Origin of the sequence: Streptomyces sp. NPDC053513 (assembly GCF_044544765.1) — a bacterium.
Lineage (GTDB): Bacteria > Actinomycetota > Actinomycetes > Streptomycetales > Streptomycetaceae > Streptomyces > Streptomyces litmocidini.
This window is the reverse complement of record NZ_JBITXP010000025.1, coordinates 1-25,851: the sequence shown is the minus strand read 5'-3', so window position 1 is coordinate 25,851 and position 25,851 is coordinate 1. Positions and strand designations below refer to the sequence as shown.

Annotated in this window: 22 protein-coding genes; 7 read left to right on the top strand and 15 right to left on the bottom strand. The window is 73.6% G+C overall.

What is annotated here, in order from left to right:
- Window positions 1–390: 390 nt before the first annotated feature.
- The 7 genes from pheT to infC all read right to left on the bottom strand — a co-directional run bounded on the left by pheT (window position 391) and on the right by infC (window position 8,058).
- The gene (pheT, locus tag ACIGW4_RS30735; RefSeq protein ID WP_123450512.1) at window positions 391–2,919 is read right to left on the bottom strand and encodes a phenylalanine--tRNA ligase subunit beta; all 2,529 of its coding nucleotides are present in this window, start codon (window positions 2,917–2,919) and stop codon (window positions 391–393) included.
- The gene (gene pheS / locus ACIGW4_RS30730; RefSeq protein WP_123450514.1) at window positions 2,919–4,046 is read right to left on the bottom strand and encodes a phenylalanine--tRNA ligase subunit alpha; all 1,128 of its coding nucleotides are present in this window, start codon (window positions 4,044–4,046) and stop codon (window positions 2,919–2,921) included. The genes pheT and pheS overlap by 1 nt, the downstream gene beginning before the upstream one ends.
- 156 nt (window positions 4,047–4,202) lie before the next feature.
- Window positions 4,203–5,426 carry an ATP-binding protein gene (locus ACIGW4_RS30725; protein WP_398710723.1) on the bottom strand — a complete coding sequence of 408 codons (1,224 nt, stop codon included), beginning with the start codon at window positions 5,424–5,426 and terminating at the stop codon, window positions 4,203–4,205.
- Window positions 5,427–5,507: 81 nt separating this feature from the next.
- Complete coding sequence (locus ACIGW4_RS30720) at window positions 5,508–6,347, bottom strand: RNA methyltransferase (protein WP_123450516.1); 840 nt, start codon at window positions 6,345–6,347, stop codon at window positions 5,508–5,510.
- 167 nt (window positions 6,348–6,514) lie between these two features.
- Entirely contained in the window at window positions 6,515–6,901 is a 387-nt protein-coding gene (gene rplT / locus ACIGW4_RS30715) for a 50S ribosomal protein L20 (protein WP_030493496.1), read from the bottom strand.
- Between the two features lie 106 nt (window positions 6,902–7,007).
- Window positions 7,008–7,202 carry a 50S ribosomal protein L35 gene (rpmI, locus tag ACIGW4_RS30710; RefSeq protein ID WP_041128339.1) on the bottom strand — a complete coding sequence of 65 codons (195 nt, stop codon included), beginning with the start codon at window positions 7,200–7,202 and terminating at the stop codon, window positions 7,008–7,010.
- Window positions 7,203–7,326: 124 nt separating this feature from the next.
- Window positions 7,327–8,058, bottom strand: a complete 732-nt coding sequence (infC, locus tag ACIGW4_RS30705; RefSeq protein WP_398710722.1) for a translation initiation factor IF-3 — start codon at window positions 8,056–8,058, stop codon at window positions 7,327–7,329.
- A 270-nt stretch (window positions 8,059–8,328) separates the two neighbouring features.
- Here infC and ACIGW4_RS30700 point away from each other — a divergent pair, with 270 nt between their 5' ends.
- Window positions 8,329–8,697 carry a DUF1844 domain-containing protein gene (locus ACIGW4_RS30700; protein WP_041128341.1) on the top strand — a complete coding sequence of 123 codons (369 nt, stop codon included), beginning with the start codon at window positions 8,329–8,331 and terminating at the stop codon, window positions 8,695–8,697.
- A 4-nt stretch (window positions 8,698–8,701) separates the two neighbouring features.
- Here ACIGW4_RS30700 and ACIGW4_RS30695 read toward each other — a convergent pair whose 3' ends face one another.
- Genes ACIGW4_RS30695 through ACIGW4_RS30685 form a run of 3 tightly spaced genes read right to left on the bottom strand, consistent with a single transcriptional unit; the run spans window position 8,702 to window position 11,719 of the window.
- The gene (locus ACIGW4_RS30695; protein ID WP_398710721.1) at window positions 8,702–9,436 is read right to left on the bottom strand and encodes an SseB family protein; all 735 of its coding nucleotides are present in this window, start codon (window positions 9,434–9,436) and stop codon (window positions 8,702–8,704) included.
- A gap of 34 nt (window positions 9,437–9,470) precedes the next feature.
- Complete coding sequence (gene mycP / locus ACIGW4_RS30690; protein ID WP_399584233.1) at window positions 9,471–10,652, bottom strand: type VII secretion-associated serine protease mycosin; 1,182 nt, start codon at window positions 10,650–10,652, stop codon at window positions 9,471–9,473.
- Window positions 10,649–11,719, bottom strand: a complete 1,071-nt coding sequence (locus tag ACIGW4_RS30685; protein WP_399584231.1) for a hypothetical protein — start codon at window positions 11,717–11,719, stop codon at window positions 10,649–10,651. The genes mycP and ACIGW4_RS30685 overlap by 4 nt, the downstream gene beginning before the upstream one ends.
- A gap of 529 nt (window positions 11,720–12,248) precedes the next feature.
- Between ACIGW4_RS30685 and ACIGW4_RS30680 the strand changes: the two genes are divergently transcribed.
- Complete coding sequence (locus ACIGW4_RS30680; protein WP_399584228.1) at window positions 12,249–13,451, top strand: amino acid deaminase/aldolase; 1,203 nt, start codon at window positions 12,249–12,251, stop codon at window positions 13,449–13,451.
- On the opposite strand, the gene ACIGW4_RS30675 is transcribed toward ACIGW4_RS30680, so the two are convergent.
- From ACIGW4_RS30675 to ACIGW4_RS30660, 4 genes are all read right to left on the bottom strand, one after another.
- Window positions 13,448–14,698 (bottom strand): haloacid dehalogenase-like hydrolase, encoded by a 1,251-nt coding sequence (locus ACIGW4_RS30675; RefSeq protein WP_399584225.1) that lies wholly within the window; start codon window positions 14,696–14,698, stop codon window positions 13,448–13,450. The two genes, ACIGW4_RS30680 and ACIGW4_RS30675, sit on opposite strands and share 4 nt — an antisense overlap.
- A gap of 99 nt (window positions 14,699–14,797) precedes the next feature.
- On the bottom strand, window positions 14,798–15,580 hold the full coding sequence (locus tag ACIGW4_RS30670) for a 3-oxoacyl-ACP reductase (RefSeq protein WP_123450528.1): 783 nt from the start codon (window positions 15,578–15,580) through the stop codon (window positions 14,798–14,800).
- Window positions 15,577–16,941 (bottom strand): aldehyde dehydrogenase family protein, encoded by a 1,365-nt coding sequence (locus tag ACIGW4_RS30665; protein ID WP_399584220.1) that lies wholly within the window; start codon window positions 16,939–16,941, stop codon window positions 15,577–15,579. The genes ACIGW4_RS30670 and ACIGW4_RS30665 overlap by 4 nt, the downstream gene beginning before the upstream one ends.
- A gap of 59 nt (window positions 16,942–17,000) precedes the next feature.
- On the bottom strand, window positions 17,001–18,365 hold the full coding sequence (locus ACIGW4_RS30660) for a glutamine synthetase family protein (RefSeq protein ID WP_398710716.1): 1,365 nt from the start codon (window positions 18,363–18,365) through the stop codon (window positions 17,001–17,003).
- A gap of 89 nt (window positions 18,366–18,454) precedes the next feature.
- Between ACIGW4_RS30660 and ACIGW4_RS30655 the strand changes: the two genes are divergently transcribed.
- The 3 genes from ACIGW4_RS30655 to ACIGW4_RS30645 all read left to right on the top strand — a co-directional run bounded on the left by ACIGW4_RS30655 (window position 18,455) and on the right by ACIGW4_RS30645 (window position 21,459).
- Window positions 18,455–19,183: a FadR/GntR family transcriptional regulator gene (locus tag ACIGW4_RS30655; protein ID WP_093876986.1), complete on the top strand. Its 729-nt coding sequence runs from the start codon at window positions 18,455–18,457 to the stop codon at window positions 19,181–19,183.
- A 127-nt stretch (window positions 19,184–19,310) separates the two neighbouring features.
- Window positions 19,311–20,744 carry an ethanolamine permease gene (gene eat / locus ACIGW4_RS30650; RefSeq protein WP_123450534.1) on the top strand — a complete coding sequence of 478 codons (1,434 nt, stop codon included), beginning with the start codon at window positions 19,311–19,313 and terminating at the stop codon, window positions 20,742–20,744.
- A 34-nt stretch (window positions 20,745–20,778) separates the two neighbouring features.
- Window positions 20,779–21,459 carry a gamma-glutamyl-gamma-aminobutyrate hydrolase family protein gene (locus ACIGW4_RS30645; protein ID WP_123450536.1) on the top strand — a complete coding sequence of 227 codons (681 nt, stop codon included), beginning with the start codon at window positions 20,779–20,781 and terminating at the stop codon, window positions 21,457–21,459.
- Between the two features lie 93 nt (window positions 21,460–21,552).
- On the opposite strand, the gene ACIGW4_RS30640 is transcribed toward ACIGW4_RS30645, so the two are convergent.
- On the bottom strand, window positions 21,553–22,986 hold the full coding sequence (locus tag ACIGW4_RS30640) for a purine-cytosine permease family protein (RefSeq protein ID WP_399584217.1): 1,434 nt from the start codon (window positions 22,984–22,986) through the stop codon (window positions 21,553–21,555).
- Window positions 22,987–23,055: 69 nt separating this feature from the next.
- On the opposite strand from ACIGW4_RS30640, the gene ACIGW4_RS30635 reads away from it, so the two are divergent.
- Both ACIGW4_RS30635 and ACIGW4_RS30630 read left to right on the top strand, forming a co-directional pair.
- Window positions 23,056–23,769, top strand: coding sequence for a TetR/AcrR family transcriptional regulator (locus tag ACIGW4_RS30635; protein WP_399584214.1), 714 nt, complete (start codon window positions 23,056–23,058; stop codon window positions 23,767–23,769).
- Window positions 23,770–23,992: 223 nt separating this feature from the next.
- Window positions 23,993–25,624, top strand: coding sequence for an amidohydrolase (locus ACIGW4_RS30630; RefSeq protein ID WP_399584211.1), 1,632 nt, complete (start codon window positions 23,993–23,995; stop codon window positions 25,622–25,624).
- Window positions 25,625–25,851 lie beyond the last annotated feature (227 nt).

The following is a 25,851-nucleotide window of genomic DNA, read 5'->3' as shown; positions in this document are numbered from 1 at the left end:
GACCGCGCGGGATGGCATGGAACAGCCCCCGTCGATCTCACCCGAAGGAGTGAGCACCCCCGCTCCGCCGCCCTTCGCCAGGGCTTCGCCACGCGCACGGACGAACGGGACCGGGGCAGGCGTACGGTTCCCGGGCACCGCGGAGGACCGCCCCGGACGCGGTCCCGGGAGACGCACGGACGGCGAGCCGCCCGGCCGGCGCCCCGGGTACCGGTGACGCGGAGGGCCGCCCCCGGTACCGGTGACGGCGAGGGCCGCCCCCGGGTACCGGTGACGGCGAGGGCCGCCCCCGGGTACCGGTGACGGCGAGGGCGCCTCCGTGTCCCGGGAACGGCGGAGGGCCGCCCCGGGGAATCCCCGGGGCGGCCCTCCTGGTGGTGCTGCGATGCCTCAGGCGCCGCGCAGGACGGCGCCCGTGCGCTCGGCGGCCAGGGCCACCGCGGCGTCGCGGGCCGCGCTGGCCTCGTCGACCGTCAGGGTGCGGTCCGGGGCGCGGAACTTCAGCGCGTACGCCAGGGACTTGCTGCCCGCGCCGAGCTGGTCGCCGGTGTAGACGTCGAACAGCCGGATGGACTCCAGGAGTTCACCCGCGCCCTCGGTGAGGGCGGCCTCGACCTCGGCGGCCGGGACGTCCGTGGCGACGACGAGGGCGACGTCCTGGGTGGCGACCGGGAAGGAGGAGATCCGGGGGGCCTTCACGGGGCCCTCGTTCGCCTTCTCCAGGAGGTCCAGGTCGATCTCCATCGCGCAGGTACGGGCCGGCAGGCCGAACGCCTTCACCACGCGCGGGTGGAGCTCACCGGCGTGACCGACGAGGATCTTCTCGCCGTCCGCCTCGACGTGGAACGCGGCGCAGCGGCCCGGGTGCCAGGGCGCGTGCTGGTCGGCGCTGATGATCAGCTCGACGCCCGCCTCGGCGGCCACGGTCCGGCCGGCCTCGATCGCGTCCGCCCAGTCGGACGGGCGGCCCTTGCCCCACCAGCCGGCCTGCTCACGCGCACCGGCGAGGACGACGGCGGCGCGGCGCGGCTGCGCGGGCAGCGCGGCGTTGACCGAGGCGATCTCCTCGTCGGTGGGCCGGCGGTCGACGCCCAGGCGGACGGCGACGCCCGGCTCCTCGCCCGGCCGGAAGACCAGACCGGTCTCGAAGAGCGCCAGGTCGTGGCTGCCGCGGCTGTCGTTGCGGCGGAGCGCGCCGAGCAGACCCGGGAGCAGCGTCGTGCGGAGCGCGGGCTCCTCGTCCGACAGCGGGTTGACCAGCTTCACGAGGCGGCGACGCTCGTCGTCCGCGTCGAGGCCGAGGTGGTCGAGGGCCTGCTCGCCGATGAACGGGTAGTTCAGCGCCTCGACGTAGCCGGCACCGGCCAGGGCGCGGCCCACCCGGCGGTGGACGCGCTGGCGGTCGGTGAGCCCGCGGCCGGCCGGGGGCTTCGGCAGCGTGGAGGGCAGGTTCTCGTAGCCCTCCAGGCGGATGACCTCTTCGGCGAGGTCGTTCGGCTCGTTGAGGTCGGGGCGCCACGAGGGCACGGTGACGACGAGTTCGTCCTGGCCGTAGACGTCGCAGCCGACCTCCTGGAGGCGGCGGACGACGGTCTCGCGGCCGTAGGCGACGCCCGCGACCTTGTCCGGGTGGTTCGCCGGCATGGCGATGGTCCGGGGCGCGGCCGGGGCCGCGACCTCGGTGACCCCGGCCTCGGCCGTGCCGCCCGCGAGCAGCACGAGCAGGTCGACGCAGCGCTGCGCGGCAGCGGCGGCGGCCTGCGGGTCGACGCCGCGCTCGAAGCGCTTGGACGCCTCGGAGGACAGCTTGTGGCGGCGGGCCGTGCGGGCGATCGAGATCGCGTCGAAGTGCGCGGCCTCGATGACGACCTCGGAGCTGCCGGTGACGATCCCGGTCTCCGGGTCGGTCACCGGGTCGGCGATCTCCGTGTTGGCGCCGCCCATGACGCCGGCGATGCCGATCGGGCCGCGGTTGTCGGTGATGACGAGGTCCGCGGCGTCCAGGACGCGCGCGGTGCCGTCGAGGGTGGTGATCTTCTCGCCGGCCTCGGCGCGGCGGACCCCGATGGGGCCGTCGAGCCGGGTGCGGTCGTAGGCGTGGATCGGCTGACCGAGCTCCAGCATCACGTAGTTGGTGATGTCGACGGCCAGCGAGATCGAGCGCATGCCGGCCTTCTGGAGGCGGCGCTGCAGCCAGATCGGGGAGCGGGCCTCGGGGTCGAGGCCGACGACCGTGCGGGCCGTGAAGCGGTCGCAGCCGATCGGGTCGGTGATCTGGACCGGGTAGCCGTACGAGTTCGGCGCGGGCACGTCGAGGAGCGCCGGGTCGCGCAGCGGCAGGCCGTAGGCGGTGGCCGTCTCGCGGGCGACGCCGCGCATCGAGAGGCAGTAGCCGCGGTCCGGGGTGACGGCGATGTCGAGGACCTCGTCGAACAGCTCCAGGAGGACCGTGGCGTCGGTGCCGACCTCGTGCTCCGGCGGCAGCACGATGATGCCGTGCGAGCCGTCGTCGCCCATGCCGAGCTCGTCGCCGGAGCAGATCATGCCCCGGGAGACGCGGCCGTACGTCTTGCGCTCGGCGATCCGGAAGTCACCGGGGAGCACGGCGCCGGGCAGCGCCACGACGACCTTGTCACCCTCGGCGAAGTTCCGGGCGCCGCAGATGATCTCCTGGGGCTCGCCGGTGCCGTTGGCCTGGCCGACGTCGACGGTGCAGAAGCGGATGGGCTTCTTGAACTCCGTCAGCTCCTCGATGGTGAGGACCTTGCCGACCACCAGCGGGCCGGTCAGGCCGGCGCCGAGCTGCTCGACGGTCTCGACCTCGAGGCCTGCCGAAATGAGCTTGGCCTGGACGTCGCGGCCGGTCTCCGTCGCCGGCAGGTCGACGTACTCCCGCAGCCAAGAAAGCGGGACCCGCATCAGATCTCCATCCCGAACGGCCGGGTGAACCGGACGTCACCCTCGACCATGTCTCGCATGTCTTCCACGTTGTGGCGGAACATCAGCATCCGCTCGATGCCGAACCCGAAGGCGAATCCGCTGTACTTCTCGGGGTCCACGCCGCAGGCGATCAGCACCTTCGGGTTGACCATGCCGCAGCCGCCGAGCTCGATCCAGCCCTCGCTGCCGCAGGTGCGGCAGGGCCGGTCCGGGTTGCCGACGGACTCGCCGCGGCAGACGTAGCAGAGCATGTCCATCTCGGCGGACGGCTCGGTGAACGGGAAGAAGTTCGGGCGCAGCCGGGTCTTCATGTCCGGGCCGAAGAGCGCCTGGACCATGTGGTCGAGGGTGCCCTTGAGGTCGGCCATGGTCAGGCCCTCGTCGACGGCGAGCAGCTCGATCTGGTGGAAGACCGGGGTGTGCGTGGCGTCGAGCTCGTCGGTGCGGTAGACGCGGCCGGGGCACACCACGTAGACCGGGGGCTCCCGGTCGATGAGGGTGCGGGCCTGCACCGGCGAGGTGTGCGTGCGGAGCACGACGCCGGACTCGTCGCCGGTCGTCCCCTCGGGGCCCTGGACGAAGAAGGTGTCCTGCATCTGCCGGGCCGGGTGGTCCGGGACGAAGTTGAGGGCGTCGAAGTTGAACCACTCCGCCTCGACCTCGGGGCCCTCGGCGACCTCGTACCCCATGGAGACGAAGACGTCGGAGACGCGCTCCATGAGCGTGGTGAGCGGGTGCCGGGCGCCGGCGGGGACGCGGTCGTACGGCAGGGTGACGTCGACGGCCTCCTCGACGAGGACACGGGCGTCGCGCTCGGCCTCCAGCTCGGCCTGGCGGGCGGCGAGCGCCTTGGAGACGGCACCGCGGGCCTGGCCCACGAGCTTTCCGGCGGCGGCCTTGGCCTGCGGCGGCAGGGCGCCGATCTCGCGGTTCGCGAGCGCCAGCGGCGAGGTGCCGCCGGTGTGCGCGGTCTTCGCGTGGGCGAGCGCGTCGAGGTCGCCTGCGGCGGCGAAGGCGGCGAGCGCCTCGTCCCGCATGCGCTCGATCTCTTCCGGTTTCAAGGCCTCGACCTCGACCGGGTCGTACGACTTATTGGGTGCCGACATCTCTTCCCGTGCTTCCGTTGGCTGGCTGGGCGGCCCCGCTCGACGTCAAGGGCGCAAACGTGCCAAAGGACGAGTCTAACGGGGCGCGGGGACGCGAATGAGCCCGTGGGCAGGCCGGACGGCTCCTGATCTCGTGCGGTCTCGTCTGCTGAGACGTCAGAGGAGGTGGGCCGGGGTGCCGACGGGCAGGATAAATCGGAACTCGGCCCCGCCACGGGGGCCCCGTCCGACGGTGATGGTGCCGCCGTGGGCCTCGACGACGCCCTTGACGATGTAGAGGCCGAGGCCGGTGCCGCCGCGTTTGCTGCCCCGCCAGAAGCGGGTGAAGACGCGGCTCATCGACGCTTCGGGGATGCCGGGTCCCTCGTCGCTCACGGTGACCTCCGTCCCCTCTTCTCCGTCGTCGCCCAGCGTGGTGGGTGCCACCTCGATGGTGACGGTTCCCTCGCCGTGGCGCACCGCATTTTCGAGGAGGTTCCCGAGGATCTGGTCGATCTTGTCGGGGTCGGCCCAGAGCGCGGGCAGCTGGGGCCTGATCCGGACGAAGAAGCGGTCGGGGGGCTGGCCGGCGGTGGTGTGCACCTGGATGTGCCGGCCGACGGCGGCGGCGATGTCGACGGGCTGGCGGCGGACTTCGAGGCGGCCGGAGTCGATCCGGGAGATGTCGAGGAGTTCGGCGATGAGCCGCTTGATGCGGCCCGCGTCGGCGTCGACCGTCTCCAGCATGAGCCGCTTCTGCTCGTCGTTGAACCGCTCCCACTTGTCGAGGAGGGTGGCGGTGAAGCCCTTCACGGAGGTCAGCGGCGAGCGCAGTTCGTGGGCGACGGTGGCGATGAGCTCGGCGTGGCTGCGCTCGGTGCGGCGGCGCGCCTCGGTGCCGCGGAGGGAGACCACGACGCGGCGGACGGGGCCGGTGGGGTGCTCGCGGACGTACCGGGCGGAGACGAGGACCTCGCGGCCGCCGGGGAGCAGCAGGTTGCGCTCGGGCTGGCCGCGGCGGGTGGAGAGCCCGCCGTACGGATCGGTCAGCGCCCACCAGCGGCGTCCCTTGAGGTCCTCCAGGGGCAGCGCCTCGTCGAGGGGGAGGCCGAGGGCCCGGTCGGCGGGGACGGCGGTGATGCGGGCGGCGGCGGCGTTGAAGCGGACGACGCGGCCGGTCTCGTCGGCGATGACGAGACCGTCGGGCAGGTCGTCGGGGTCGATCCCGGCGAAACCGGCCGCCTCCGCGGAGCCCGGCACGGCGTCGTGCCCGGGCGGCTCCGGTGCGCCGCCGGGCCCGGACGGTTCCGGGGCGTGCTGAGCGCCGCCGGGTCCGGCCTGTCCCGGGGCGTGCGGCGCGGTGCTCCGTGCCTGTGCGGGACTGTCCGTGCCGACCGTCATCCCCGTACCCCACCCCTCCGTGTAGCGCAGTGGGCCCCCGAGTGCGTCACTCTACTGGGCGGGGAGAGCGGAATGGACCCCTCAGGCGGAGGTTCGGGGGCGCTGGGCACGGGCGGAGGCGTACAGGCAGACCGCGGCGGCGGTGGCGAGGTTGAGGCTCTCGGCCTTGCCGTGGATCGGGACGCGGACGACGGCGTCGGCGAGCGCCCGGGTCTCCTCGGGCAGCCCCCAGGCCTCGTTGCCGAAGATCCAGGCGGTGGGCCCGCCCATGGTGCCGGCGTCGAGCTCGTCGTCGAGGTCGTCCTGGCCGGCGCCGTCGGCGGCGAGGATCCGCACGCCCGCGCCCTTGAGTCCGGCGACGGCCTGCTCGACGGGGACGCCGACGGCCACCGGGAGGTGGAAGAGGGAGCCGACGGAGGCGCGGACGGACTTGGGGTTGTAGAGGTCGACGGAGGCGTCGGTGAGGACGACGGCGTCGGCGCCGGCCGCGTCGGCGCAGCGCAGCACGGTGCCGGCGTTCCCGGGGTCGCGGACGTGCGCGAGGACGGCGACCAGCTTGGGCCGGGCGGCGACGATCTCCTCGAACGGCGAGTCGAGGAAGCGGCAGACGCCGACGAGGCCCTGCGGGGTGACGGTCTGGGAGACCTCGGCGAGGACGGCGTCGGAGGCGAAGTGGACGCGGGCGCCGGCGGCGCGGGCGGCGTCGACGATCGCGTCGTAGCGCTCGGCGGCCTCGACGGTGGTGAACAGCTCGACGAGGGTGGGTTCGCCGCCGGGGCCGCGGTGCTCGACGGCCTCGCGGACGGCCTGCGGGCCCTCGGCGATGAAGAGGCGGTCCTTGCCCCGGAAGTTGCGCTTGGCGAGCCGCCGGGCGGCGACGACGCGCGGGGAACGCGGGGAGATCAGCTCGGGGGTGACCATGGGGTGCGGCGGTTCTCTCTTCGGGGCCGGGGCGCGACGGGGGCCGACGGCCGTGCGGGCCGGTGGCGCTGCGGGCCGGGACTACGGGTTTCGGGGGCCGACGCACCCGGACCCGCAGGCGCGAGCGCACCTGCGGGTCCGGGCGGAAGTACTGCGGGCCTGGAAGATCAGGCGGCGGCCTTCGGGGCGTTGACGTCGGCCGGGAGGGCCTTCTGCGCGACCTCGACCAGCGCGGCGAACGCGTTGATGTCGTTGACGGCCAGCTCGGCGAGGATCTTGCGGTCCACCTCGATGTTGGCGGCCTTCAGACCCTGGATGAGGCGGTTGTACGTCATGCCGTTCTGGCGGGCAGCGGCGTTGATGCGCTGGATCCACAGCTGACGGAAGTCGCCCTTGCGCTTCTTGCGGTCGTTGTAGTTGTAGACCAGCGAGTGGGTGACCTGCTCCTTGGCCTTGCGGTACAGGCGCGAACGCTGACCGCGGTAGCCGGAGGCCTGCTCGAGGATCGCCCGGCGCTTCTTGTGGGCGTTGACTGCCCGCTTGACGCGTGCCACTTCTTAACTCCTTGTAGCGGGGTCGTGGTGGTCCTCACACGACCCGAAAAACGGATGGGTCCCGGTCTGTGCCGGATGCCCTCGTCGCCGAGGGCGGAAGATCAGATCAGATGCCCAGCATCTTCTTGATCTTGGCGGAGTCACCCGGGGCCATCTCGGCGTTGCCGGTGAGGCGACGCGTCAGCTTGGACGACTTGTGCTCGAGCAGGTGGCGCTTGCCGGCGCGCTCCCGCAGGATCTTGCCGGAGCCGGTGACCTTGAAGCGCTTCTTGGCACCGGAGTGCGTCTTGTTCTTCGGCATAGCGCCGTTCTCTCCTCGTCAGTGGCGCTCCCCCCGGTGCGGGCACCGGGCAACCGGGAGCGTCATTCTTCGATTGGTGGGTCCGGACGGAATCCGGGGGCTGCCGGGAGGCAGCCCCCGTGGATCACGCCTCGGCGTTCTCGGCCGGGGACTCCGGCGAGGTCTCCTCGGCAGCGGCGGCGGGGGCCTCGGACGAACCGCCCTGACGCTCCGCCTTGCGCGCGGCCTGGGCCTCGCGAGCCTCGGCCATGGCCTCGGTCTTCTTCTTGTGCGGACCGAGAACCATGATCATGTTCCGGCCGTCCTGCTTCGGGTTGGACTCGATGAACCCAAGCTCCTGGACGTCCTCGGCGAGGCGCTGCAGAAGTCGGTAACCGAGCTCCGGGCGGGACTGCTCACGACCACGGAACATGATCGTGATCTTGACCTTGTCGCCCTGCTTGAGGAACCGGACGACGTGACCCTTCTTGGTGTCATAGTCGTGCGGGTCGATCTTCGGCCGGAGCTTCATCTCCTTGATGACCGTGTGCGCCTGGTTCTTGCGCGCCTCACGGGCCTTCATGGCCGACTCGTACTTGAACTTCCCGTAGTCCATGAGCTTGCACACGGGCGGGCGGGCGTTCGCCGCGACCTCGACCAGGTCGAGGTCGTACTCCTGAGCGAGCTCCAGGGCCTTGGCAAGGGGGACGATGCCCACCTGCTCGCCGCTGGGGCCGACAAGACGCACCTCGGGAACGCGAATCCGCTCGTTGATGCGGGGCTCGGCGCTGATGGATCCTCCTCGGTAGCACCACGCGACCGCCTTGGCGGACGGACACGTCACGTGAAACAGTTGAGACCAACCGGGCCGGTACATGAAAAATGCCCCGGACGGTACACAGGCGGGGCTCCACGGAAAACCGGAGCACCACCACGGTGAACCGCGGGGCGCGCATCGGGCGGCTCCATCGTCCGTACGGAACGATGGGCGCCACCTGACCGGTGACCCGCCACCCGCGAGGGTGGTCAGGTGGGAGTACGGAGCCTCCACTTGTGGGCCGGACACAGAGATGTCCAGCCGGTCGTTACACAAGGTTAGCAGGACCCGGCGGTCGGCGCGAACCGTACGTCCGCTTATCGTGTGGGCATGAGCGAGACGCCCCAGAACGAGTCCACGGACACCCCCGACTTCGAGAGCATGACCCGCGACATCGCGGAGGTCCCGGCGGTCGAGGTGATCGTGACCGTCGCCGTCAACCTGATGAGCGCCGCCGCCGTGAAGCTCGGGCTCACCGAGGAGGGCGAGAAGCACAAGGACCTCGACGAGGCGCGCAAGCTGATCCACGCGCTCGCGGGCCTCCTGGACGCCGGCGCGACGGAGGTCTCCTCCTTCCACGCGGCCCCCCTGCGGGACGGCCTGAAGTCCCTCCAGCTCGCCTTCCGCGAGGCCTCCCTGATCCCGGACGAGCCGGGCCAGGGACCGGGCGAGAAGTACACGGGGCCCGTGTACGGCTAGGAAATCACCGCTTCACGTAGAAGGGCTCGCCCGGAGGCGTGGCCGAGGCCGGCAGGAGTGCCAGGTCGAGGCCCCGCACCAGGCGGGCCCTCAGTGTTTCGTCGGCGGCCAGGCCACGGGCCACGCGCTGGGCCGCCTCCGCCGGGGAGGCGTCCGCGGCGAGGACCAGGGCGACCGTGCCGTCGGCGGTGCCGGGGCCCAGGTGGGCGCGGAGCACCGCGGGCTCGGCGGCCACGACGGCGCGCACGGCTTCCCGCACGGCGGGGTCGTCGAGCGGATCGGTGCTGGTGCGGCCCTCGGCGAGGGCGATCAGCGCGGAGCCGGTCACCTGGTACGGCACGGGGCCGGCCAGGTCCAGGACCAGGGTGTCGGCCTTCTCGTGGACGAGGGCCGCGATCGCCTGCTGGACGGGGACGGCGACGGGCCGGGCCTGCGGGTCCCAGAGGGCGAGCGAGGCGATCGAGGTGAAGGCCGGCAGGGCCCGCCGGTCGCCGGCCGTCAGGGTGGGGACGGCCATGTCGCTCGTCTTCTCCTGCTTCAGCCCCGTCTCGGGGTCGATCTCGACCTCGCCGAGGACGGCGACCACGGGGACGAGCAGCCGGGCCTCCTTCAGGGCTTCGAGGACCGGGCCGTGGGCGGTTCTGTCCTCCGCCCAGGCCGCGAGGGCCGCGGCCAGCCGCGGGTCGGCGGTGCCGTCGTCTTCGGAGAAACCGGGGTCCGGGATGTTCTTGAGCGCCACGCACCGAGCCTAGCCGCCGGGTCCGGGCCCCTGACTAGGAGGTCCGGTGGGCGCGCCGGAGTATCACGGCGGTGAGGAGCAGCAGGGCGCCGAGGCCGCCCGCGACGGGGGCGAGCAGGCCGAGGGGGTGGCTCTCCTCGGCGGCGGGGAGGGGGCCGGGCCCGAAGTAGCGGCCCCGGTAGCCGGTGCTGGTGCTCTTGGGGTCGCCGGCCTCGATCCGGCGGCCGGCGGCGATCGCCGCGGCCGGGTCGACCGTCCCGTACCCCTTGGCGTCGCTGCGTCCGCCCTTCGGCCGGTTGCGGGCGGTGTCGATGAGCAGCCGTTTGATCTGGGCGGGGGTGAGGTCGGGGTGTGCGGAGCGGACGAGGGCGACGGCCCCGGAGACGAACGCGGCGGCGGCGCTGGTGCCCCAGCCCTCGTAGTAGCGGCGGTCGGGGTCGGCGATGACGATGTCGTCGCCGGGGGCGCTGACGGTGGCGTACCAGCGGCGGGTGGAGAAGGAGGCGTGGGTGCCGTAGCGGTCCACGGCGGCGGCGGCGATGACGCCGGGGTAGGCGGCGGGGTACGAGATGTGGTCGCCCTTCTCGCCGCCGTTGCCGGCGGAGGCGACGACGGAGACGCCCTTGGCGAGGGCGTACTGGACGGCGGCGTCCTCGTCGGCGTCGGGGTGGGCGGACTTGGAGTCGTCGCCGAGGGAGAGGTTGATGACGTCGGCGCCGTGGTCGGCGGCCCAGCGGATGCCTTCGGCGAGGGCCGTGCCCCGGGTCTTGCGGGCCTTGTCGCGGGCGCCGTCGGTGGACTCCAGGATGACCCGCACGGGCAGGATCCGGACGTCGGGGGCGACGCCGAGGACGCCGTCCTGGCCGCCGGGGCCGTGGCCGTGTCCGGCGATGATGCCGGCCATGGCGGTGCCGTGCCGGGCCCAGGCGCGGTCGCCCTTCGACGCGCCGAAGCCGACGAGGTCGCGTCCGGCGAGGACCGAGCCCGCGAGGTCCGGGTGGTCGGCGTCGACGCCGGTGTCGAGGACGGCGACGGTGACGCCGTGGCCCTTGGTGGTGCGCCAGGCCTCCGTGGTGTGCAGGGCTTCGAGGCCCCACTGCCGGGCCCGGATGGTGTCGGCGTGGGCGGGGGCGGTGGTGGCGGGCAGGACGGAGAAGGCGGCGGCGAGCAGGGCGACCGCGCCGCCGCGGGTCCGGCGGTGGGCGTGTCGGGTCACCGGGCGTTCTCCTTGGCGGCCTTGGTGGCGGCCGTGCGCAGCAGTCGTACGAAGCGTTCGGTGATGCCCTTGGCCTCGTGGCCGAGACCGGACTGGGCGGTGGCGTCGGTACGGCGCGCGCCCAGGGCCTCGGTGGCGAGGACGGGGCCGCCGTCGACGGTCCGGCCGTCGGCGAAGCCGGAGACCGCGGTGACGGCGACGGGGAGGTCGGCGGGGGCGTCCACCCACCAGGCGGCGCGCTGCGGGGCGCCGAAGCGGGCGGCGACGGTGCCGGGTCCCGCGAGGGCCGGGGGGACGTCCGTACCGAGCCGGGTGGAGAGGTACGGGCCGAGGGTGCGCTGGGCGGCGGCGTCGGCACGGGTGAAGACGAGGCCGACGGTGATCACGCTGCTGGCGGTGGCGTCGGTGTACGTGGCGCGCAGGACGCGCTCGCAGCCGAACGGCTCGACGGCGGCGAGGAGGCCCTTGGCGAGGACGGCGGGGGTGCAGGCGGCGTCCGGGGCGACGACGATCCGGGTCCAGGTGCGGTCGGCGCCGCCGGGGCCGGCGCCGGGGCCGGCGACGGTGCGGGGGAAGAGGGTGTCGACGGGTGCGTTGTGCCAGAGGTCCTTGGCCTCGGCGTAGCCGACGGGTTCGACGGGCTTCCCGGGCTCGGACGCGGCCAGCCAGACGCCGGCGAGGGCGCCGCCGATGAGCCCGAAGCCGAGCACGGCGCAGGCGGCGACGGCGAGGGTCCGCCCGGTCCGCCGCTCCGGCACGGGCCGAAGTCGCGTGGTGATCTCGACGGGCACCTCGGGCGGGAGCGGGCCGGGCCCGCGGTACGGGGCCGTGGCGCGGGCCGCCGCGTGAGGGTGCGCGTCCGGGCGCCCGGCGGCGGCGACCGGCCCGGCCGGGGGCCGGGTGGGGGCGGAGGCGGTCCGGGCGCCGGGGCCCGTCGGCCCCGTGGGGGGCGGCGTGGGCCGGCGCGGCGCGGCCGCCGCGTCCGAAGGAGCGGGCGCGGGCAGCGCCGCGCCGCCCTCGGGCGGCCCTGCGGGCCGGGGCGGGACGGCGGCCTGTGCGGACGTCACCGGGGCGGGCGCCGGTCGGTGGGCCGGCGGGGGCGGGACGGGCGTCGGCCGGGGCGGAACGGGCGAAGGGGCCGCCGGTGCCGGTGTCCCCGGGCGGGCCGGGGCGGCCGCCGGTGCCGGTGTCCCCGGGCGGGGCAAGGCCGCCGACACCGGTGTCCCCGGACGGGACGAAGCGGCTGCCGATGCAGGCGCCCCCGGGCGGGACGAAGCCTCCGCTTCCGGCGCCCCGCGGCGGGACGAAGCCGCCGACGCTTCCGGCACCCCCGGGCGGGCCGGGGCGGACGTCTGGGGTGGCGGGCCCGAGGGGCGGTCCGGTGCGGGGATCGGGCGGAGGCGGGTCGTGGTCTCCACCGGCGGGGGGTCCGCCGGGAGCAGGGCGTCCGTGATGCGGGAGGTCATGGGGCGGTGCTCGCCGGTCATCCCCGTCCCCCTGCTCTTGTCGACAATGCCCGTCACTCTACGGGCTGTTCCCCCGCGCACGGGAACCCAGGGGCTACCCACCCGTAAACCCGTCTGGCAAGCTCGGGCCATGACTCCCCGTGCCGCCGACCGGGCCCGTTACGACCGGGCCACCGCTCACCTCGACGCGCCCGTGGCGATCGTCGACCTGGAGGCCTTCGACGCCAACGCGGCGGACCTGGTGCGCCGGGCCGGGGGCAAGCCGGTCCGGGTGGCGAGCAAGTCGGTCCGGTGCCGGGCGCTCCTCGAGCGGGTGCTGTCGCGCGACGGGTTCGCCGGGGTCATGTCGTTCACGCTCGACGAGTCGTTGTGGCTCGCCCGTGCCGGGTTCGAGGACGTGCTGCTGGCGTATCCGTCGGCGGACCGGTCCGGGTTCGGGGAGCTCGCGCGGGATCCGAAGCTCGCCGCCGCCGTGACCGTGATGGTGGACGACGTGGCGCAGCTCGACCTGATCGACGCGGCCCGCGCGGGCGGGACGGAGGAGGTGCGGATCTGTCTGGAGCTGGACACGGCGCTGCATCTGCTCGGCGGGCGGATCCGGGTCGGGGCCCGGCGCTCGCCGCTGCGGGAGCCGGCCCAGCTCGCCGAGCTGGCCCGTTCCGTGGTGCGGCGGCCGGGCTTCCGGCTGGTCGGGATCATGGCGTACGAGGGGCACGTCGCCGGCGTCGGGGACGCGGTCGCGGGCCGGCCGCTGCGCTCGCGGGCGATCCGGCTGATGCAGTCCGCCGCCCGCAAGGAGCTGGCGGAGCGCAGGGCGGCCGTGGTGCGGGCCGTCCGGGCGGTGGCGCCGGACCTGGAGTTCGTGAACGGCGGCGGCACCGGGAGCGTGCAGCACACGGCCGCCGAGGACGCGGTGACGGAGATCGCCGCGGGTTCGGGGCTGTTCGTGCCGCGTCTCTTCGACAACTACACGTCCTTCAGCGGACGTCCGGCCGCGCTCTTCGCGCAGCCGGTGGTCCGCCGCCCGGGTGTGGGCGTGGTGACGGTGCTCGGCGGCGGCTACCCGGCGTCGGGTGTCGCGGGCGCGGACCGGCTGCCCGTCCCGTACCTGCCCGAGGGGCTCCGGTACGACCCGCAGGAGGGGCCCGGCGAGGTGCAGACCCCGCTGCTCGGCTCCCCCGCCGACGACCTGCGGATCGGCGACAAGGTCTGGTTCCGGCACGCGAAGGCCGGGGAGCTGTGCGAGCGGTTCGAGAGCCTGCACCTGGTGGAGGGCGACCGCGTCACGGCGACCGTGCCCACCTACCGGGGCGAGGGGATGACCTTCCTCTAGAACACCGTGTCCGGCTGGTCCGGGACGATGCTGCCGTCGGGGCGCCGGACCGGCTGCGCGGTGCCGTCGCTCGCGGTGTAGCCGGTGGTGGCGCACGGGTAGGGGGCCGTCTTCCGCTTCTTCGGCTCGATGAACATGGGGTTCACCAGCCAGCGGCCGTCGCCGTTCTCGTACGCCCGGCACATGAGTTCGTTCTTGTTGCGGTTGAGGACCAGGCGCAGCCCGGTGGCGTCCCGCAGGAAGGAGACGTCGGTGTCGGAGTCGCCGGCGGCGAAGACCTGGCGGCGGTCGGCGGGCTGGACGCGTTCGGCGGCGGGGCCGCGGACGCCGAAGATCTCCTGGTTGATCCAGCAGCGCTTGCCGTCGATGTAGGTGATCATCGTGTCCTCGCCGTCCCGGACGGTGCCGCAGCCCTTGAGGTGGCTGGTGAGGCGGCCGTGGTCGGTGGTGTTGCGGATGCCGATGGCGTGGGTGGGGTCGACCCCGGCGCCCTGCGCCCAGACGTCGACGACGGGTTCGGGTGAGGCGGAGACGATCCAGACGTCGAAGCCGCCGTCCCGGAGGGCGCGGATCAGGTCCCGCTGCTGGTCGTAGTAGCGGACCCAGCCGGTGACCTGTGCGGTGCCGACCCGCTGGGTGGCGCCCTGCGGGGCGGCGAGGTTCTCGGCACGGGCGGCGGCGGCGAAGGAGGCGGCCTGGCGGGTGGTCCAGCCGTGCAGGAGCTGGGCGAGCCAGGCGTACTGGGGTTCCGTGCGGCGGTGGTCGTGGCCGGCGAAGGCGGTCTCTCCGGCGGTCGTGGCGCCGTTCGCGTACACGGAGAGGAGTTCGTCGGCGCAGCGGGTGTCGGTGGCCGTGGGGAGGGTGCGGACGCCGGTGGGGCAGGCTTCGCCGAGGGCGGTCGCGGCCTCGGGGGTGAGGTGGCGGCTGGTGGTGGACCAGTCGCCGTCCTCCGGGGGCCGGATGCGGTCGTGGCGCAGGAGCCAGGAGAAGGTGGCGTCGCCGACGTCGTTCTTGACGACGGTGTTGTCCCAGTCGAAGACCGCGACCGGTTTCCGGCCGCCCCTGTCGCCGCAGTGGTCGGCCAGCAGGGCCTCGATGCGCGCCTCGTTGTCGCCGTACCAGCCGTCGGAGATCTTCAGGGTGGGGCAGCGGGCGGGCCCGGCCCCGGCGTGCGTCGCGGGGAGGAGGCCGGTGGCGGCGAGGGCGAGGGCGGCCGCCGTGGCGAGGGTGCGGAGCTTGCCGTTCATGAACACTCTCCTGGGTGTGCCTGGGTGTACGCGGACAGCCGGGCGCCTTGCGACGCCCGGCTGTCGGGTGGGGGAAGGGGGGGTGGCGGCGGTGCGGGTCTAGAGGGGGGTCACGTACGCGCCCGAGATGCCGCCGTCGACGAGGAAGTCGCTGGCGTTGACGAAGGAGGAGTCGTCGCTCGCGAGGAAGGCGACGGCGGCGGCGATCTCCTCGGCCTCGGCGAAGCGGCCGACGGGGATGTGCACGAGGCGGCGCGCGGCGCGCTCGGGGTCCTTGGCGAAGAGCTCCTGGAGGAGCGGGGTGTTGACCGGGCCGGGGCAGAGGGCGTTGACGCGGATGCCCTCGCGGGCGAACTGGACGCCCAGCTCGCGGGACATGGCGAGGACGCCGCCCTTGGAGGCGGTGTACGAGATCTGGCTGGTGGCGGCGCCCATGATGGCGACGAAGGAGGCGGTGTTGATGATGGAGCCCCTGCCCTGGCGGCGCATGTAGGGCAGGGCGGCCTTGCAGCAGAGGTAGACGGAGGTGAGGTTGACGTCCTGGACGCGCTTCCAGGCCTCCAGGCCGGTCTCCAGGATGGAGTCGTCGTCGGGGGGCGAGATGCCGGCGTTGTTGAAGGCGATGTCGACGGAGCCGTAGGTGTCGAAGGCGACCTTGAAGAGGTTCTCGACCTCTTCCGGGTCGGTGACGTCGACCTGGACGAAGGTGCCGCCGACCTCTTCCGCGGCGGCCTTGCCGGCGGTCTCGTCGATGTCGCCGCAGACGACGTTGGCGCCTTCGGAGGCGAGACGGCGGGCGGTGGCGAGGCCGATGCCGCTGCCTGCTCCGGTGATGACGGCGGTACGGCCGACGAGGCGGCGGCAGATGATCTCGTTGCTCACAGTGCGGGACCCTCCGTGCTGATGAAGACGTTCTTGGTTTCGGTGAAGGTGGTCAGGGCGTCGGGGCCGAGTTCGCGGCCGAGGCCGGACTGCTGGTAGCCGCCGAACGGGGTCCAGTAGCGGACGCTGGAGTGGGAGTTGACGGAGAGGTTGCCGGCCCGGACGGCGCGGGAGGCGCGCAGGGCGCGGCCGACGTCCCGGGTCCAGATCGAGCCGGAGAGGCCGTACTCGGTGGCGTTGGCGAGGCGGATCGCGTCGGCCTCGTCCTCGAAGGGGAGGACGACGGCGACGGGTCCGAAGATCTCCTCGACGGCGCAGGGGGCGTTCTCGGCGACGCCGGTGAGGACGGTCGGCGGGAACCAGAAGCCGGGGCCCTCGGGCGCCTTGCCCCGGATGCCTTCGAGATCGTCCGTGACGTAGGAGCGGACGCGGTCGAGCTGGGCGCGGGAGATGAGCGGGCCCATCTGGGTGCGCTCGTCGGCGGGGTCGCCGACGACGATCTCCTCGATGGCGGGGGTGAGGAGCTCCAGGAAGCGGTCGTACGCGCTCCGCTGGACGAGGATGCGGGTGCGGGCGCAGCAGTCCTGGCCGCTGTTGTCGAGGAAGGCCATCGGCGCCGCGGCGGCGGCCGCCTCGATGTCGGCGTCGGCGAAGACGATGTTGGGGCTCTTGCCGCCGAGTTCGAGGGTGACCCGCTTCACCTGGTCGGCGCACTTCGCCATGATCGACTTTCCGACCCTGGTGGAGCCGGTGAAGACGATCTTGGCGATGCCGGGGTGTTCGACGAGGGCGTTGCCGGCGACGGGGCCGGTGCCGGGCAGGACCTGGAAGAGGCCTTCGGGGAGGCCCGCTTCGAGGGCGAGTTCGGCGAGCCGGAGCGCGGTGAGCGGGGTGGTCTCGGCCGGCTTGAGGAGGACGGCGTTGCCGGCGGCGAGGGCGGGTGCGGTGGCCCAGGCGGCGATCGGCATGGGGAAGTTCCAGGGGGCGATGACGCCGACGACCCCGAGCGGTTCGAGGATCGTGACGTCGAGGCCGCCGGCCACCGGGATCTGGCGGCCGTTGAGGCGTTCCACTCCCCCGGCGGCGAAGTCGAGCAGGTCGCGGACGTTGCCGGCCTCCCAGCGGGCGTTGCCGATGGTGTGGCCCGCTTCGGTGACCTCCAGGCGGGCCAGTTCCTCGACGTGGTCGTCGACGACGGCGGCGAAGCGGCGGAGCAGCCGGGCCCGGTCGGCGGGCGCGGCGGCGGCCCAGCCGCGCTGGGCGGCGGTGGCACGGGCGACGGCGGCGTCGACGTCGGCGGGGGTGGCGGCGGGGACGGTGGCGACGGGTTCCTCGGTCGCCGGGTTCAGTACCTGGAGCAACGCGTTCCTCTCAGTGGCGTCGAAGGAGCTCGGTGGCGTTTCGGTGGCGCCGGGGGAGCTCAGTGGCGTTCGAAGGAGCGGCGCAGCTCCCAGTCGGTCACCGCGGCGTCGAAGGCGTCGAGTTCGACGCGGGCCATGTTGCGGTAGTGGGAGACGACCTCGGCGCCGAAGGCGGCCTTGGCGATCTCGCTGGTCTCCCAGAGTTCGGCGGCCTCGCGCAGGGTGGTGGGGACGTGCGCGTACTCGGCGGTGTACGCGTTCCCGGTGCAGGGCGGGGGCAGTTCGAGGCGCTGCTCGATGCCGTACAGGCCGGCGGCGACCAGGCCGGCGACGGCGAGGTAGGGGTTGACGTCGCCGCCGGGGAGGCGGTTCTCGAAGCGGGTGGAGCGGCCGTGGCCGACGACCCGGAGCGAGCAGGTGCGGTTGTCGTGGCCCCAGGCGACGGCGGTGGGCGCGAAGGATCCGGGCTGGAACCGCTTGTAGGAGTTGATGTTGGGGGCGTAGAGGAGGGAGAAGTCGCGGAGGGCGGCGAGCTGTCCGGCGAGGAAGTGCCGCATGGTCTCGGACATGTGGTGCTCGTCGTCCCCGGCCATCACGTTCTCTCCGTCGGCGTTCTGGAGGGAGAGGTGGATGTGGCAGGAGTTGCCCTCGCGTTCGTTGTACTTCGCCATGAAGGTGAGCGAGTAGCCCTCCTGGGCGGCGATCTCCTTGGCGCCCGTCTTGTAGACGGCGTGCTGGTCGCAGGTGACGAGGGCCTCGTCGTACTTGAAGGCGATCTCGTGCTGGCCGGGGTTGCACTCGCCCTTGGCGGACTCGACGGTGAGCCCGGCGCCGGCCATCTCGTTGCGGATGCGGCGCAGGAGCGGTTCGATGCGTCCGGTGCCGAGGACGGAGTAGTCGATGTTGTACTGGTTGGCGGGGGTGAGGCCGCGGTAGTTCGCGTCCCAGGCCTGCTCGTAGCTGTCCTTGAAGACGATGAACTCGAGCTCGGTGCCGACGTGGGCGGTGAGGCCGAGCTCCGCGAGGCGCTCCAGCTGGCGGCGGAGGATCTGGCGGGGCGCGGCGACGACGGGGGTGCCGTCGGCCCAGGCGAGGTCGGCCGTCACCATGGCGGTGGCGTCGTTCCAGGGCAGGCGGCGGAGGGTGGTGAGGTCGGGGTGCATGGCGAAGTCGCCGTAGCCGCGGTCCCAGGAGGACATCTCGTAGCCGTCGACGGTGTTCATCTCGGTGTCGACGGCGAGGAGGTAGTTGCAGCCCTCGGTGCCGTGGCCGAGGACCTCGTCCAGGAAGAACGGTGCGGCGAACCGCTTGCCCTGGAGTCTTCCCTGCATGTCGGGGAAGGCCAGGACGACGGTGTCGATCTCGCCGCTCGCGACGAGGGCTCGGAGCTCCTCGACGGTGAGCGGGGGTGTGCGGTCTGCCACGGGATTGCTCCTCCTTCGGCGTGCCGGGAGCCATAAGGTATTGCGGAAGACCATTGCTTGGGAAGTGCTGGAGGAAGGGAAACGAGAACGTGGCCAGTACGAGTGAATCGGCGGACCGGCTGACGCCCGTGCTGCGGCCGGTGCGGGCGGGCAACGGATTCGAGGAGGCCCTGGAGCAGATCCTCCAGGTGGTGCGGCTCGGCCTGGTGCCCGGCGGGGAGCGGCTGCCCGCCGAGCGGGAGCTCGCCGACCGGATGGGGATCAGCCGGGTGACCCTGCGCGAGGTCCTGAAGGTCCTCCAGGAGCAGGGGCTCGTGGAGAGCCGGCGCGGCCGGTACGGCGGGACGTTCGTGCTGCCCCGGGTCCAGACGGCCGACGAGGACGAGCTGCGCCGCCGGATCGCCACGGTCGACATGGAGGACACCCTGCGCTTCCGTGAGGTCCTGGAGGTGGGGGCCGCCGGGCTGTGCGCGGCCCACGGCCTCGACGCGGCGGGCGCCGAGCGGCTGCGGACGGCCCTCGCGGCGACCCATGACGCCCCGCTGGCCGATTACCGCCGCCAGGACACCCTGCTCCACCTCACGCTCGCGGAGCTCTCCGGCTCGCCGACGCTGACGGCCCAGTACGCCGCCGTCCGGGCGACGGTGAACGACCTCCTGGACTGCATCCCCCTGCTCGTACGCAATCTGGAGCACTCCCAGCACCAGCACACCGCCCTGGTGGAGGCGGTGCTCGACGGGGACGCGGACGCGGCGCGCGAGGTGATGCGGGAGCACTGCTCGGGCACGGCGGCGCTGCTGCGGGGCTTCCTGACGTGAGCCCCGCGCCGGGACCGCCGGAGGACGCGTAACCCGAAAGTAACGCAGAGGGGTTGCGCATCCCGTACGGCCACCGCAAAGGTATGGCACCAATCCATTGGGCCCGTTGCGGGGAGCTGACGCTGCCATGACGCTGGAAGACACCACGCAGTCGAAGGACGACTACCTCGAACGCCGGACCCTGCGCCGCGGCAGCGCCGGCTGGCTGCTGCTGACCGGCCTCGGCGTGGCGTACGTCGTGTCCGGGGACTTCTCCGGCTGGAACATCGGCCTGTCGAAGGGCGGCTTCGGCGGGCTCGCCGTCGCCACCGTCCTGATGGGCGCGATGTACGCCTGTCTGGTCTTCGCGCTCGCCGAACTCTCCGCCATCCTGCCCACCGCGGGCGGCGGCTACGGCTTCGCCCGCCGGGCGCTCGGCACCTGGGGCGGCTTCCTCACCGGCACCGCGATCCTCATCGAGTACGTCCTCGCCCCCGCCGCGATCTCCATCTTCATCGGCGACTACGTCGAGTCCCTCGGCCTCTTCGGCCTGGAGTCCGGCTGGCCGGTCTATCTGGTCTGCTTCGCGCTCTTCATCGGCATCCACCTGTGGGGCGTGGGCGAGGCGCTGCGCTTCAGCCTGATCGTGACGGCGATCGCGGTCGCGGCCCTGGTCGTCTTCGCGCTCGGTGCGTTCACCGACTTCCACGTGGACGGCCTGAACGACATCCCGGTCGACGGCACGGCCCTCGGGTCGAACTCCTGGCTGCCCTTCGGACTGCTCGGGATCTGGGCCGCGTTCCCCTTCGGCATGTGGTTCTTCCTCGGCGTCGAGGGCGTGCCGCTCGCCGCCGAGGAGGCGAAGGACCCGGTGCGGTCGATGCCGAGGGCGCTCGCGATCGCGATGGGGATCCTGGTGCTGCTCGCCGTCATGACGTTCTTCGCCGCCACCGGGGCGCGCGGCGCGGCCGCCGTCCAGGAGGCCGGCAACCCGCTGGTCGTGGCGCTGCAGGGCGACGGGGAGCCGACGGCGCTCAGCCGCTTCGTGAACTACGCGGGCCTCGCGGGCCTGGTCGCCTCCTTCTTCTCCCTCATCTACGCCGGTTCGCGCCAGCTGTTCGCCCTCTCCCGGGCGGGCTACCTGCCCCGGTTCCTCTCCCTGACCAGCCGCCGCAAGTCGCCCTACCTGGGACTCCTCATCCCGGGCGCCATCGGCTTCGCGCTCGCCGCCGGGACCGGCAACGGGGCGCGGATGCTGAACATCGCGGTCTTCGGCGCCACCATCTCGTACGCCCTGATGGCGCTCTCCCACATCGTGCTGCGCCGCCGCGAGCCGGGGCTGCACCGGCCGTACCGCACGCCCGGCGGGATCGTGACCTCGTCGGTGGCCTTCGTCCTGGCCCTGTCGGCGCTGGTCGCGACCTTCCTGGTGGACCGGACGGCGGCGTTCATGGCGCTCGGGGTGTACGTGATCGCCCTCGCCTACTTCGCGTTCTACAGTCGACACCATCTGGTGGCCAGGGCGCCCGAGGAGGAGTTCGCGGCACTCGCCGCGGCCGAGGCCGAACTCGAACGCGACTGATCCACCGATGCTCCGCACTTCTGGAGGAAGTTCCGTGACCGAGCCGCTCATCGGCGTGACCACCTACCTGGACCAGGCGCGCTGGGGCGTGTGGGACATGACCGCCGCGCTGCTCCCGGCGCAGTACCCGCGTCTCGTACGGGAGAGCGGCGGGCTCGCGGTCATGCTGCCGCCCGGCGGGCCCGAGGAGGCCGCGGCGGTCGTCGCCCGGCTCGACGGGCTCGTCGTCGCGGGCGGGGCGGACGTCGAGCCCGTACGGTACGGGGCCGAGCCCGACCCCCGTACCGGCCCGCCGGCCCGCGCCCGGGACAGCTGGGAGCTGGCCCTCATCGACGCGGCGCTGGCCTCCGGCACCCCGCTCCTGGGCATCTGCCGGGGCATGCAGCTCCTGAACGTGGCGCTCGGCGGCACGCTGGTCCAGCACCTGGACGGGCACGTGGAGGCGGTCGGCGTGATCGGCCGGCACGCGGTGAAGCCGGTGCCGGGCACGCGGTACGCCTCGCTGGTGCCCGAACTCGCCGAGGTCCCGACCTACCACCACCAGGCCGTCGACCGCCTCGGCGCGGGGCTCACGGCCTCGGCGCACGCGGAGGACGGCACGGTGGAGGCCGTGGAACTGGCCGCGCCGGCCTGGGCGCTCGGGGTGCAGTGGCACCCGGAGATGGGCGAGGACCTGCGCGTGATGCGCGGTCTGGTGGAGGCGGCGGGCCGATAGTCCTGCCGGAAGGGAGCGGGGCGGCCGGGGTGGGCATCCGGCCGCCCCGCGGTTCGGGGACGGGCCCGGAGGGGCGGTGAGGGCCCCCACCGGTCAGGGGCTCGTCGCCGCCACCGCGCGCCGGCCGAGGAGCACGTACAGGCCCGAGGCGACGATCATGCCGACCGGCATGGAGAGGTCGATCCCGCCGAGCGCCGACGCGACCGGGCCCGTGTAGAGGGTGTTGACGCAGAGGGCGGCCGAGGCCACGCCCACCACCAGGGAGAGGGCGCCCGCCCAGTTGACGCCGCCGGTGAACCAGAAGGGGCTGCCAGGTGTCTCGTCCGCGAGCGCGCGGCCGTCGTAGCGGTTGCGGCGCAGCACGATGTCGGTGGCGTACACGGCCATGAGGGGGCCGATCAGGACCACGATCACCTGGAGGGCGTTGCTGACGGTGTCCAGGAAGTTGGAGACCAGCAGTCCGTAGAGGGTGGCGGCGACGGCGACGGTGCCGTCGAAGAGGACGCTGACGGTGCGCCGGATGCGGAGGCCGACGGCCTGGAGGGCCAGTCCCGCGCTGTACGCGGTCAGGGCGTTGATGGAGATGGTGCCGAGGACGAGGGCGAGCAGGAAGACGGGCACGAACCAGCCCGGCAGGATCTCCTGGAGCGCGTTCTGGGGGTCGGTCATGTCGACGGCGGTCGCCGCGAAGGCGCCGAGCGAGCCGACGATGACGCTGGGGACGAAGGCGCCGAGCGCGGTCCAGCCGGCGATCGCCTTCGGCGAGGCCGCACGGGGCAGGTAGCGGGAGAAGTCGGCGCTCGTGGTGTACGAGAGCGGGCCCGAGGCGACCAGTGTGACGCCCGCGATGATCACTGCCCAGAGGTCGGTGCCGGTCGGCGGCGCGGTCGGCGCGTACGAGAAGTCGGCGTGGCGGAAGACCGAGAGGGCGACGACGGTGAACGCGCCCGCCAGGGCCAGGGTGATCGGCAGGTACAGCTTGATGATCAGGGCGTGGCCGTAGACGCTGATGGCCAGCGTGAGGGCGGCGATCACCACGATGACCACCACCTTGACGGGGGTGTTCGCGGTGATGCCTGCCTTCTCCACGAGCGCGAAGGCGGCGGTCGCGGCGGCCGCGAGGTTGAGCGCGAAGTAGCAGACGGAGACCAGCCAGCCGCCGATCGCGTTGTTCACCCTGTTGCCGATGACGCCGTACAGGGCGCGGGTGATCACCTCGCTGGGCGCGCCCGCGGCCGGCCCGGAGGTGGCGAGGAGCCCGGTCAGCACCCAGAAGAGATTGCCCACGGCGGTCACGGCCACGGCCTGCCACAGGCCCAGGCCCATCAGGACGAGGGCACCGCCGATGACGAGGCTGAGGTAGTTGACGTTCGCCGCGGCCCACACGGAGAAGAGCTCGCGCGGATGTCCGTGGCGCTCGCTGTCGGGGATGTGATCGATGCCGTGGGCCTCGATGCGGCCGGGCCGGTCGGCCGGCGGGGTGACCTCGGCGCGGGCGGCGCCGGGGTCGGGGATCGTGGAAGCCATGCGGCCCTCCGGATGCGTGTGGTGCCCACCTGGTTGCTTATTGGTCGCACACTCAATAGCATCGCCGGTATGCCGTCAAGCGTCCAGCGCAAGAGAATTCGGAAAACTCCCGAGGCCCGCAGGGCGGAGATCGTGGAGACCGCGGCCCGCGTCGCCCTGACCGAGGGCCTGGAGTGCGTCACGCTCCGGCGCATCGCCGACGAGCTCGCCGTACGACCCGGGCTGATCAGCCACTACTTCCCCTCGGCGGAGGATCTGGTGGCCGAGGCCTTCAGCGTCGCCGCCACCGGTGAGCTCGACGCCCTGCTGCCCGCCGACCGCCCCGACGGGACCCCCACGCAGTACCTCGCGCGCTACTTCGCCCTCTCGGCCGGAGAGGCGTACGACGACATCAGCCGCCTGTGGATCAACGCCCGGCACCTCAGCCGCTACCGGCCCGTGCTCCGCGACCGGGTCGCCGAACAGGAGCTCGCCTCCGACGACCGCCTCGAAGACCTCATCCGCGAGGGCGTCGAGCGCGGCGAGTTCCGCACGGACGACCCGCGCGCGGCGGCCATCCAGATCCTGGTGGTCCTCGACGGCCTCGGCGCCCACGCCAACACCGACCGCACCAACCGCCCGGAGGCGGTGACGCGGATGGCGGTGACGACGGCGGAACGGGAACTCGGCCTGCCGTACGGCGCCCTGACGGACGTACGGCTGCCGGGGGAACCGGCTGAACGGACCGGCCCGGCCGAACTGACCGACCAGGCCGATCCGGTGCCACCGGCCGAGCCACGCTGACGAGCGGAGGCCGCCACGTCACACCGGACGGCGCGCACCCGCGCGCCCGCAGGTCCCGCTGACGGGCGGCGCCTCCGCCGGCGAGCGACACCGGGCTGCCTCCGCCCACGACCGGCACCGGGCCGGCGGCCGTCCCGCCCACCGTCCCCTCCCCCGCCACACCAGCCCCCCCCACCCTCCACCTCCACCTCCACCCCGCCTTCCGCACCTTCCTGGAGCCACCGTGCGCACCCGACTCGTCCTGCACTCCGCCCGTCTGCTCGACCCCGGCACGGGGGCGTTCCTGCCGGAGACCGCGCTCGCCGTCTCCGACGACGGCCGGATCGCCGCCCTGGGCGACGACCGCGAGATCCGGGCGCTGGCCGCTCCGGCGACGACCGTCGTCGACCTCGGGGGAGCCGTCGTCACCCCCGGCTTCGTCGACGGCCACCTGCACCCCGTCTCCGGGGCCGAACTCACCCACGGCCTCGACCTGTCGTACTGCGCCGACCTCGACGACGTACGGGAGGCGCTGGCGCGCGAGGTGCGGTCCCTCGACCGCGGCCAGTGGCTCTTCGGCTGGGGCCTGGACCCGAACGTCTTCGGCGACCGGCCCGTCGGGACCGCCCCCTTCGACGCGGTGCTCGACGGGGTGCCGGCCTTCCTGCTGCTCTTCGACGCGCACTCGGCCCTGGCCAGCCGCCGGGCCCTCGAACTCGCCGGGGTCGACGGTCCCCGCACCTTCGACCAGGCCTCCGCCGAGGTCGTCTGCGACGCCGACGGACGCCCGACCGGACTGCTCCAGGAGGACGCCGCCTGCGAGCTGGTCGAGCGGGTCGCCCCCCGGCCGACGCGCGAGGAGAGCCGGCAGCGGCTCGCGGCGGCGCTGCGGTCCATGGCGGCGGCGGGCCTCACCGGCGGTCACGCCATGGACGCCAACGGCGACAGCCTCGCCCTGTACGAAGAGCTCGACGCGGCCGGCGAGCTGCCACTGCGGCTCCGGGTCGCGCCCTGGTGCCAGCCGGGCACCGACGCCGACGGGGTGCGCGCGCTGATCGAGCAGCAGGGCACGGGCGGGGAGCTGTGGCGGGTCGCCGGTGTGAAGCTCTTCATGGACGGGACGATCGACAACGGCACGGCGTGGCTGGAACGGCCCGACTGCCACGGCGAGTCCACTCACGCGTTCTGGCCGGACCCCGAGGCGTACACCCGGATCATCGGGGAGCTGCACCGGGCCGGGGTGCCGACGGCGACGCACGCCATCGGCGACGCGGCCGTACGGCACGTCCTGGACTCCGTCGAGAAGGCGCGGGCGGGCGAGGACGGCGGTGCGGTACGGCACCGGGTCGAGCACATCGAGACGGTGCCGGACGACACGCTGCGCCGCTTCGCCGAGCTGGGCGTCCTGGCGTCGATGCAGCCCACGCACTGCTGCGACTTCACCCGCGCCGACCACACCGACAACTGGTCGCGGCGCCTCGGCGAGGAGCGCGCCGCGCGCGCGTGGCGCTGCCGGGACCTGGCGGACTCGGGGGCGACCGTGGTCCTCGGCTCGGACTGGCCGATCGCGCCGTTCCCGCCGCTGGGCGTGATGGCGGGGGCCCGGCACCGGCGCCCGAGCCGTGACCTCGGGCAGGCGCCGCACGGGCCGGAGCAGGCGCTCACGGCGCTGGAGGCGCTGCGGGGGATGACGACGGCGGCGGCGTACGCGGCGGGCGAGGAGCACGAGGCGGGTCGGCTGGCCGTCGGCTTCCGCGCCGACCTGACGGTCCTGGGGGCCGACCCCCTGACGACCCCGGCGACGGAACTCCCGGACGTCCCGGTCCGCCTGACGGCGGTGGCGGGGCGGGTGATGTTCCGAGCGACGGACCTCTGACGGCCCCGACCCGCGCGACCGCACGTCCTGCCGGGGCGGTGCCCCACCACCCGCCCGCGGGCGCCCGCCCTGCGGGGCGGTACCCCCGCCCACCCGCCGTGTGCCCGCGCCCGTGCTGGGCGTTGCCCCCTGCCCGTGTGGGGCCCGCGCCCTGCGGGGCGGTGCCCCTCGCCCACCCCCGTGTGGGCAATCGTCCCGCTGGGGCGGGACGGGTGGGCACACGGGAC

What these genes read in the sequence shown, in the direction of transcription:
- ACIGW4_RS30635 (WP_399584214.1), top strand. Translation starts at nt 23,056, where the DNA reads ATGCCGTCAAGCGTCCAGCGCAAGAGAATTCGGAAAACTCCCGAGGCC.
- pheS (WP_123450514.1), bottom strand. Translation starts at nt 4,046, where the DNA reads ATGTCGGCACCCAATAAGTCGTACGACCCGGTCGAGGTCGAGGCCTTG.
- ACIGW4_RS30640 (WP_399584217.1), bottom strand. Translation starts at nt 22,986, where the DNA reads ATGGCTTCCACGATCCCCGACCCCGGCGCCGCCCGCGCCGAGGTCACC.
- ACIGW4_RS30720 (WP_123450516.1), bottom strand. Translation starts at nt 6,347, where the DNA reads ATGGTCACCCCCGAGCTGATCTCCCCGCGTTCCCCGCGCGTCGTCGCC.
- ACIGW4_RS30725 (WP_398710723.1), bottom strand. Translation starts at nt 5,426, where the DNA reads ATGACGGTCGGCACGGACAGTCCCGCACAGGCACGGAGCACCGCGCCG.
- infC (WP_398710722.1), bottom strand. Translation starts at nt 8,058, where the DNA reads ATGTACCGGCCCGGTTGGTCTCAACTGTTTCACGTGACGTGTCCGTCC.
- eat (WP_123450534.1), top strand. Translation starts at nt 19,311, where the DNA reads ATGACGCTGGAAGACACCACGCAGTCGAAGGACGACTACCTCGAACGC.
- ACIGW4_RS30680 (WP_399584228.1), top strand. Translation starts at nt 12,249, where the DNA reads ATGACTCCCCGTGCCGCCGACCGGGCCCGTTACGACCGGGCCACCGCT.
- ACIGW4_RS30675 (WP_399584225.1), bottom strand. Translation starts at nt 14,698, where the DNA reads ATGAACGGCAAGCTCCGCACCCTCGCCACGGCGGCCGCCCTCGCCCTC.
- ACIGW4_RS30700 (WP_041128341.1), top strand. Translation starts at nt 8,329, where the DNA reads ATGAGCGAGACGCCCCAGAACGAGTCCACGGACACCCCCGACTTCGAG.
- pheT (WP_123450512.1), bottom strand. Translation starts at nt 2,919, where the DNA reads ATGCGGGTCCCGCTTTCTTGGCTGCGGGAGTACGTCGACCTGCCGGCG.
- rpmI (WP_041128339.1), bottom strand. Translation starts at nt 7,202, where the DNA reads ATGCCGAAGAACAAGACGCACTCCGGTGCCAAGAAGCGCTTCAAGGTC.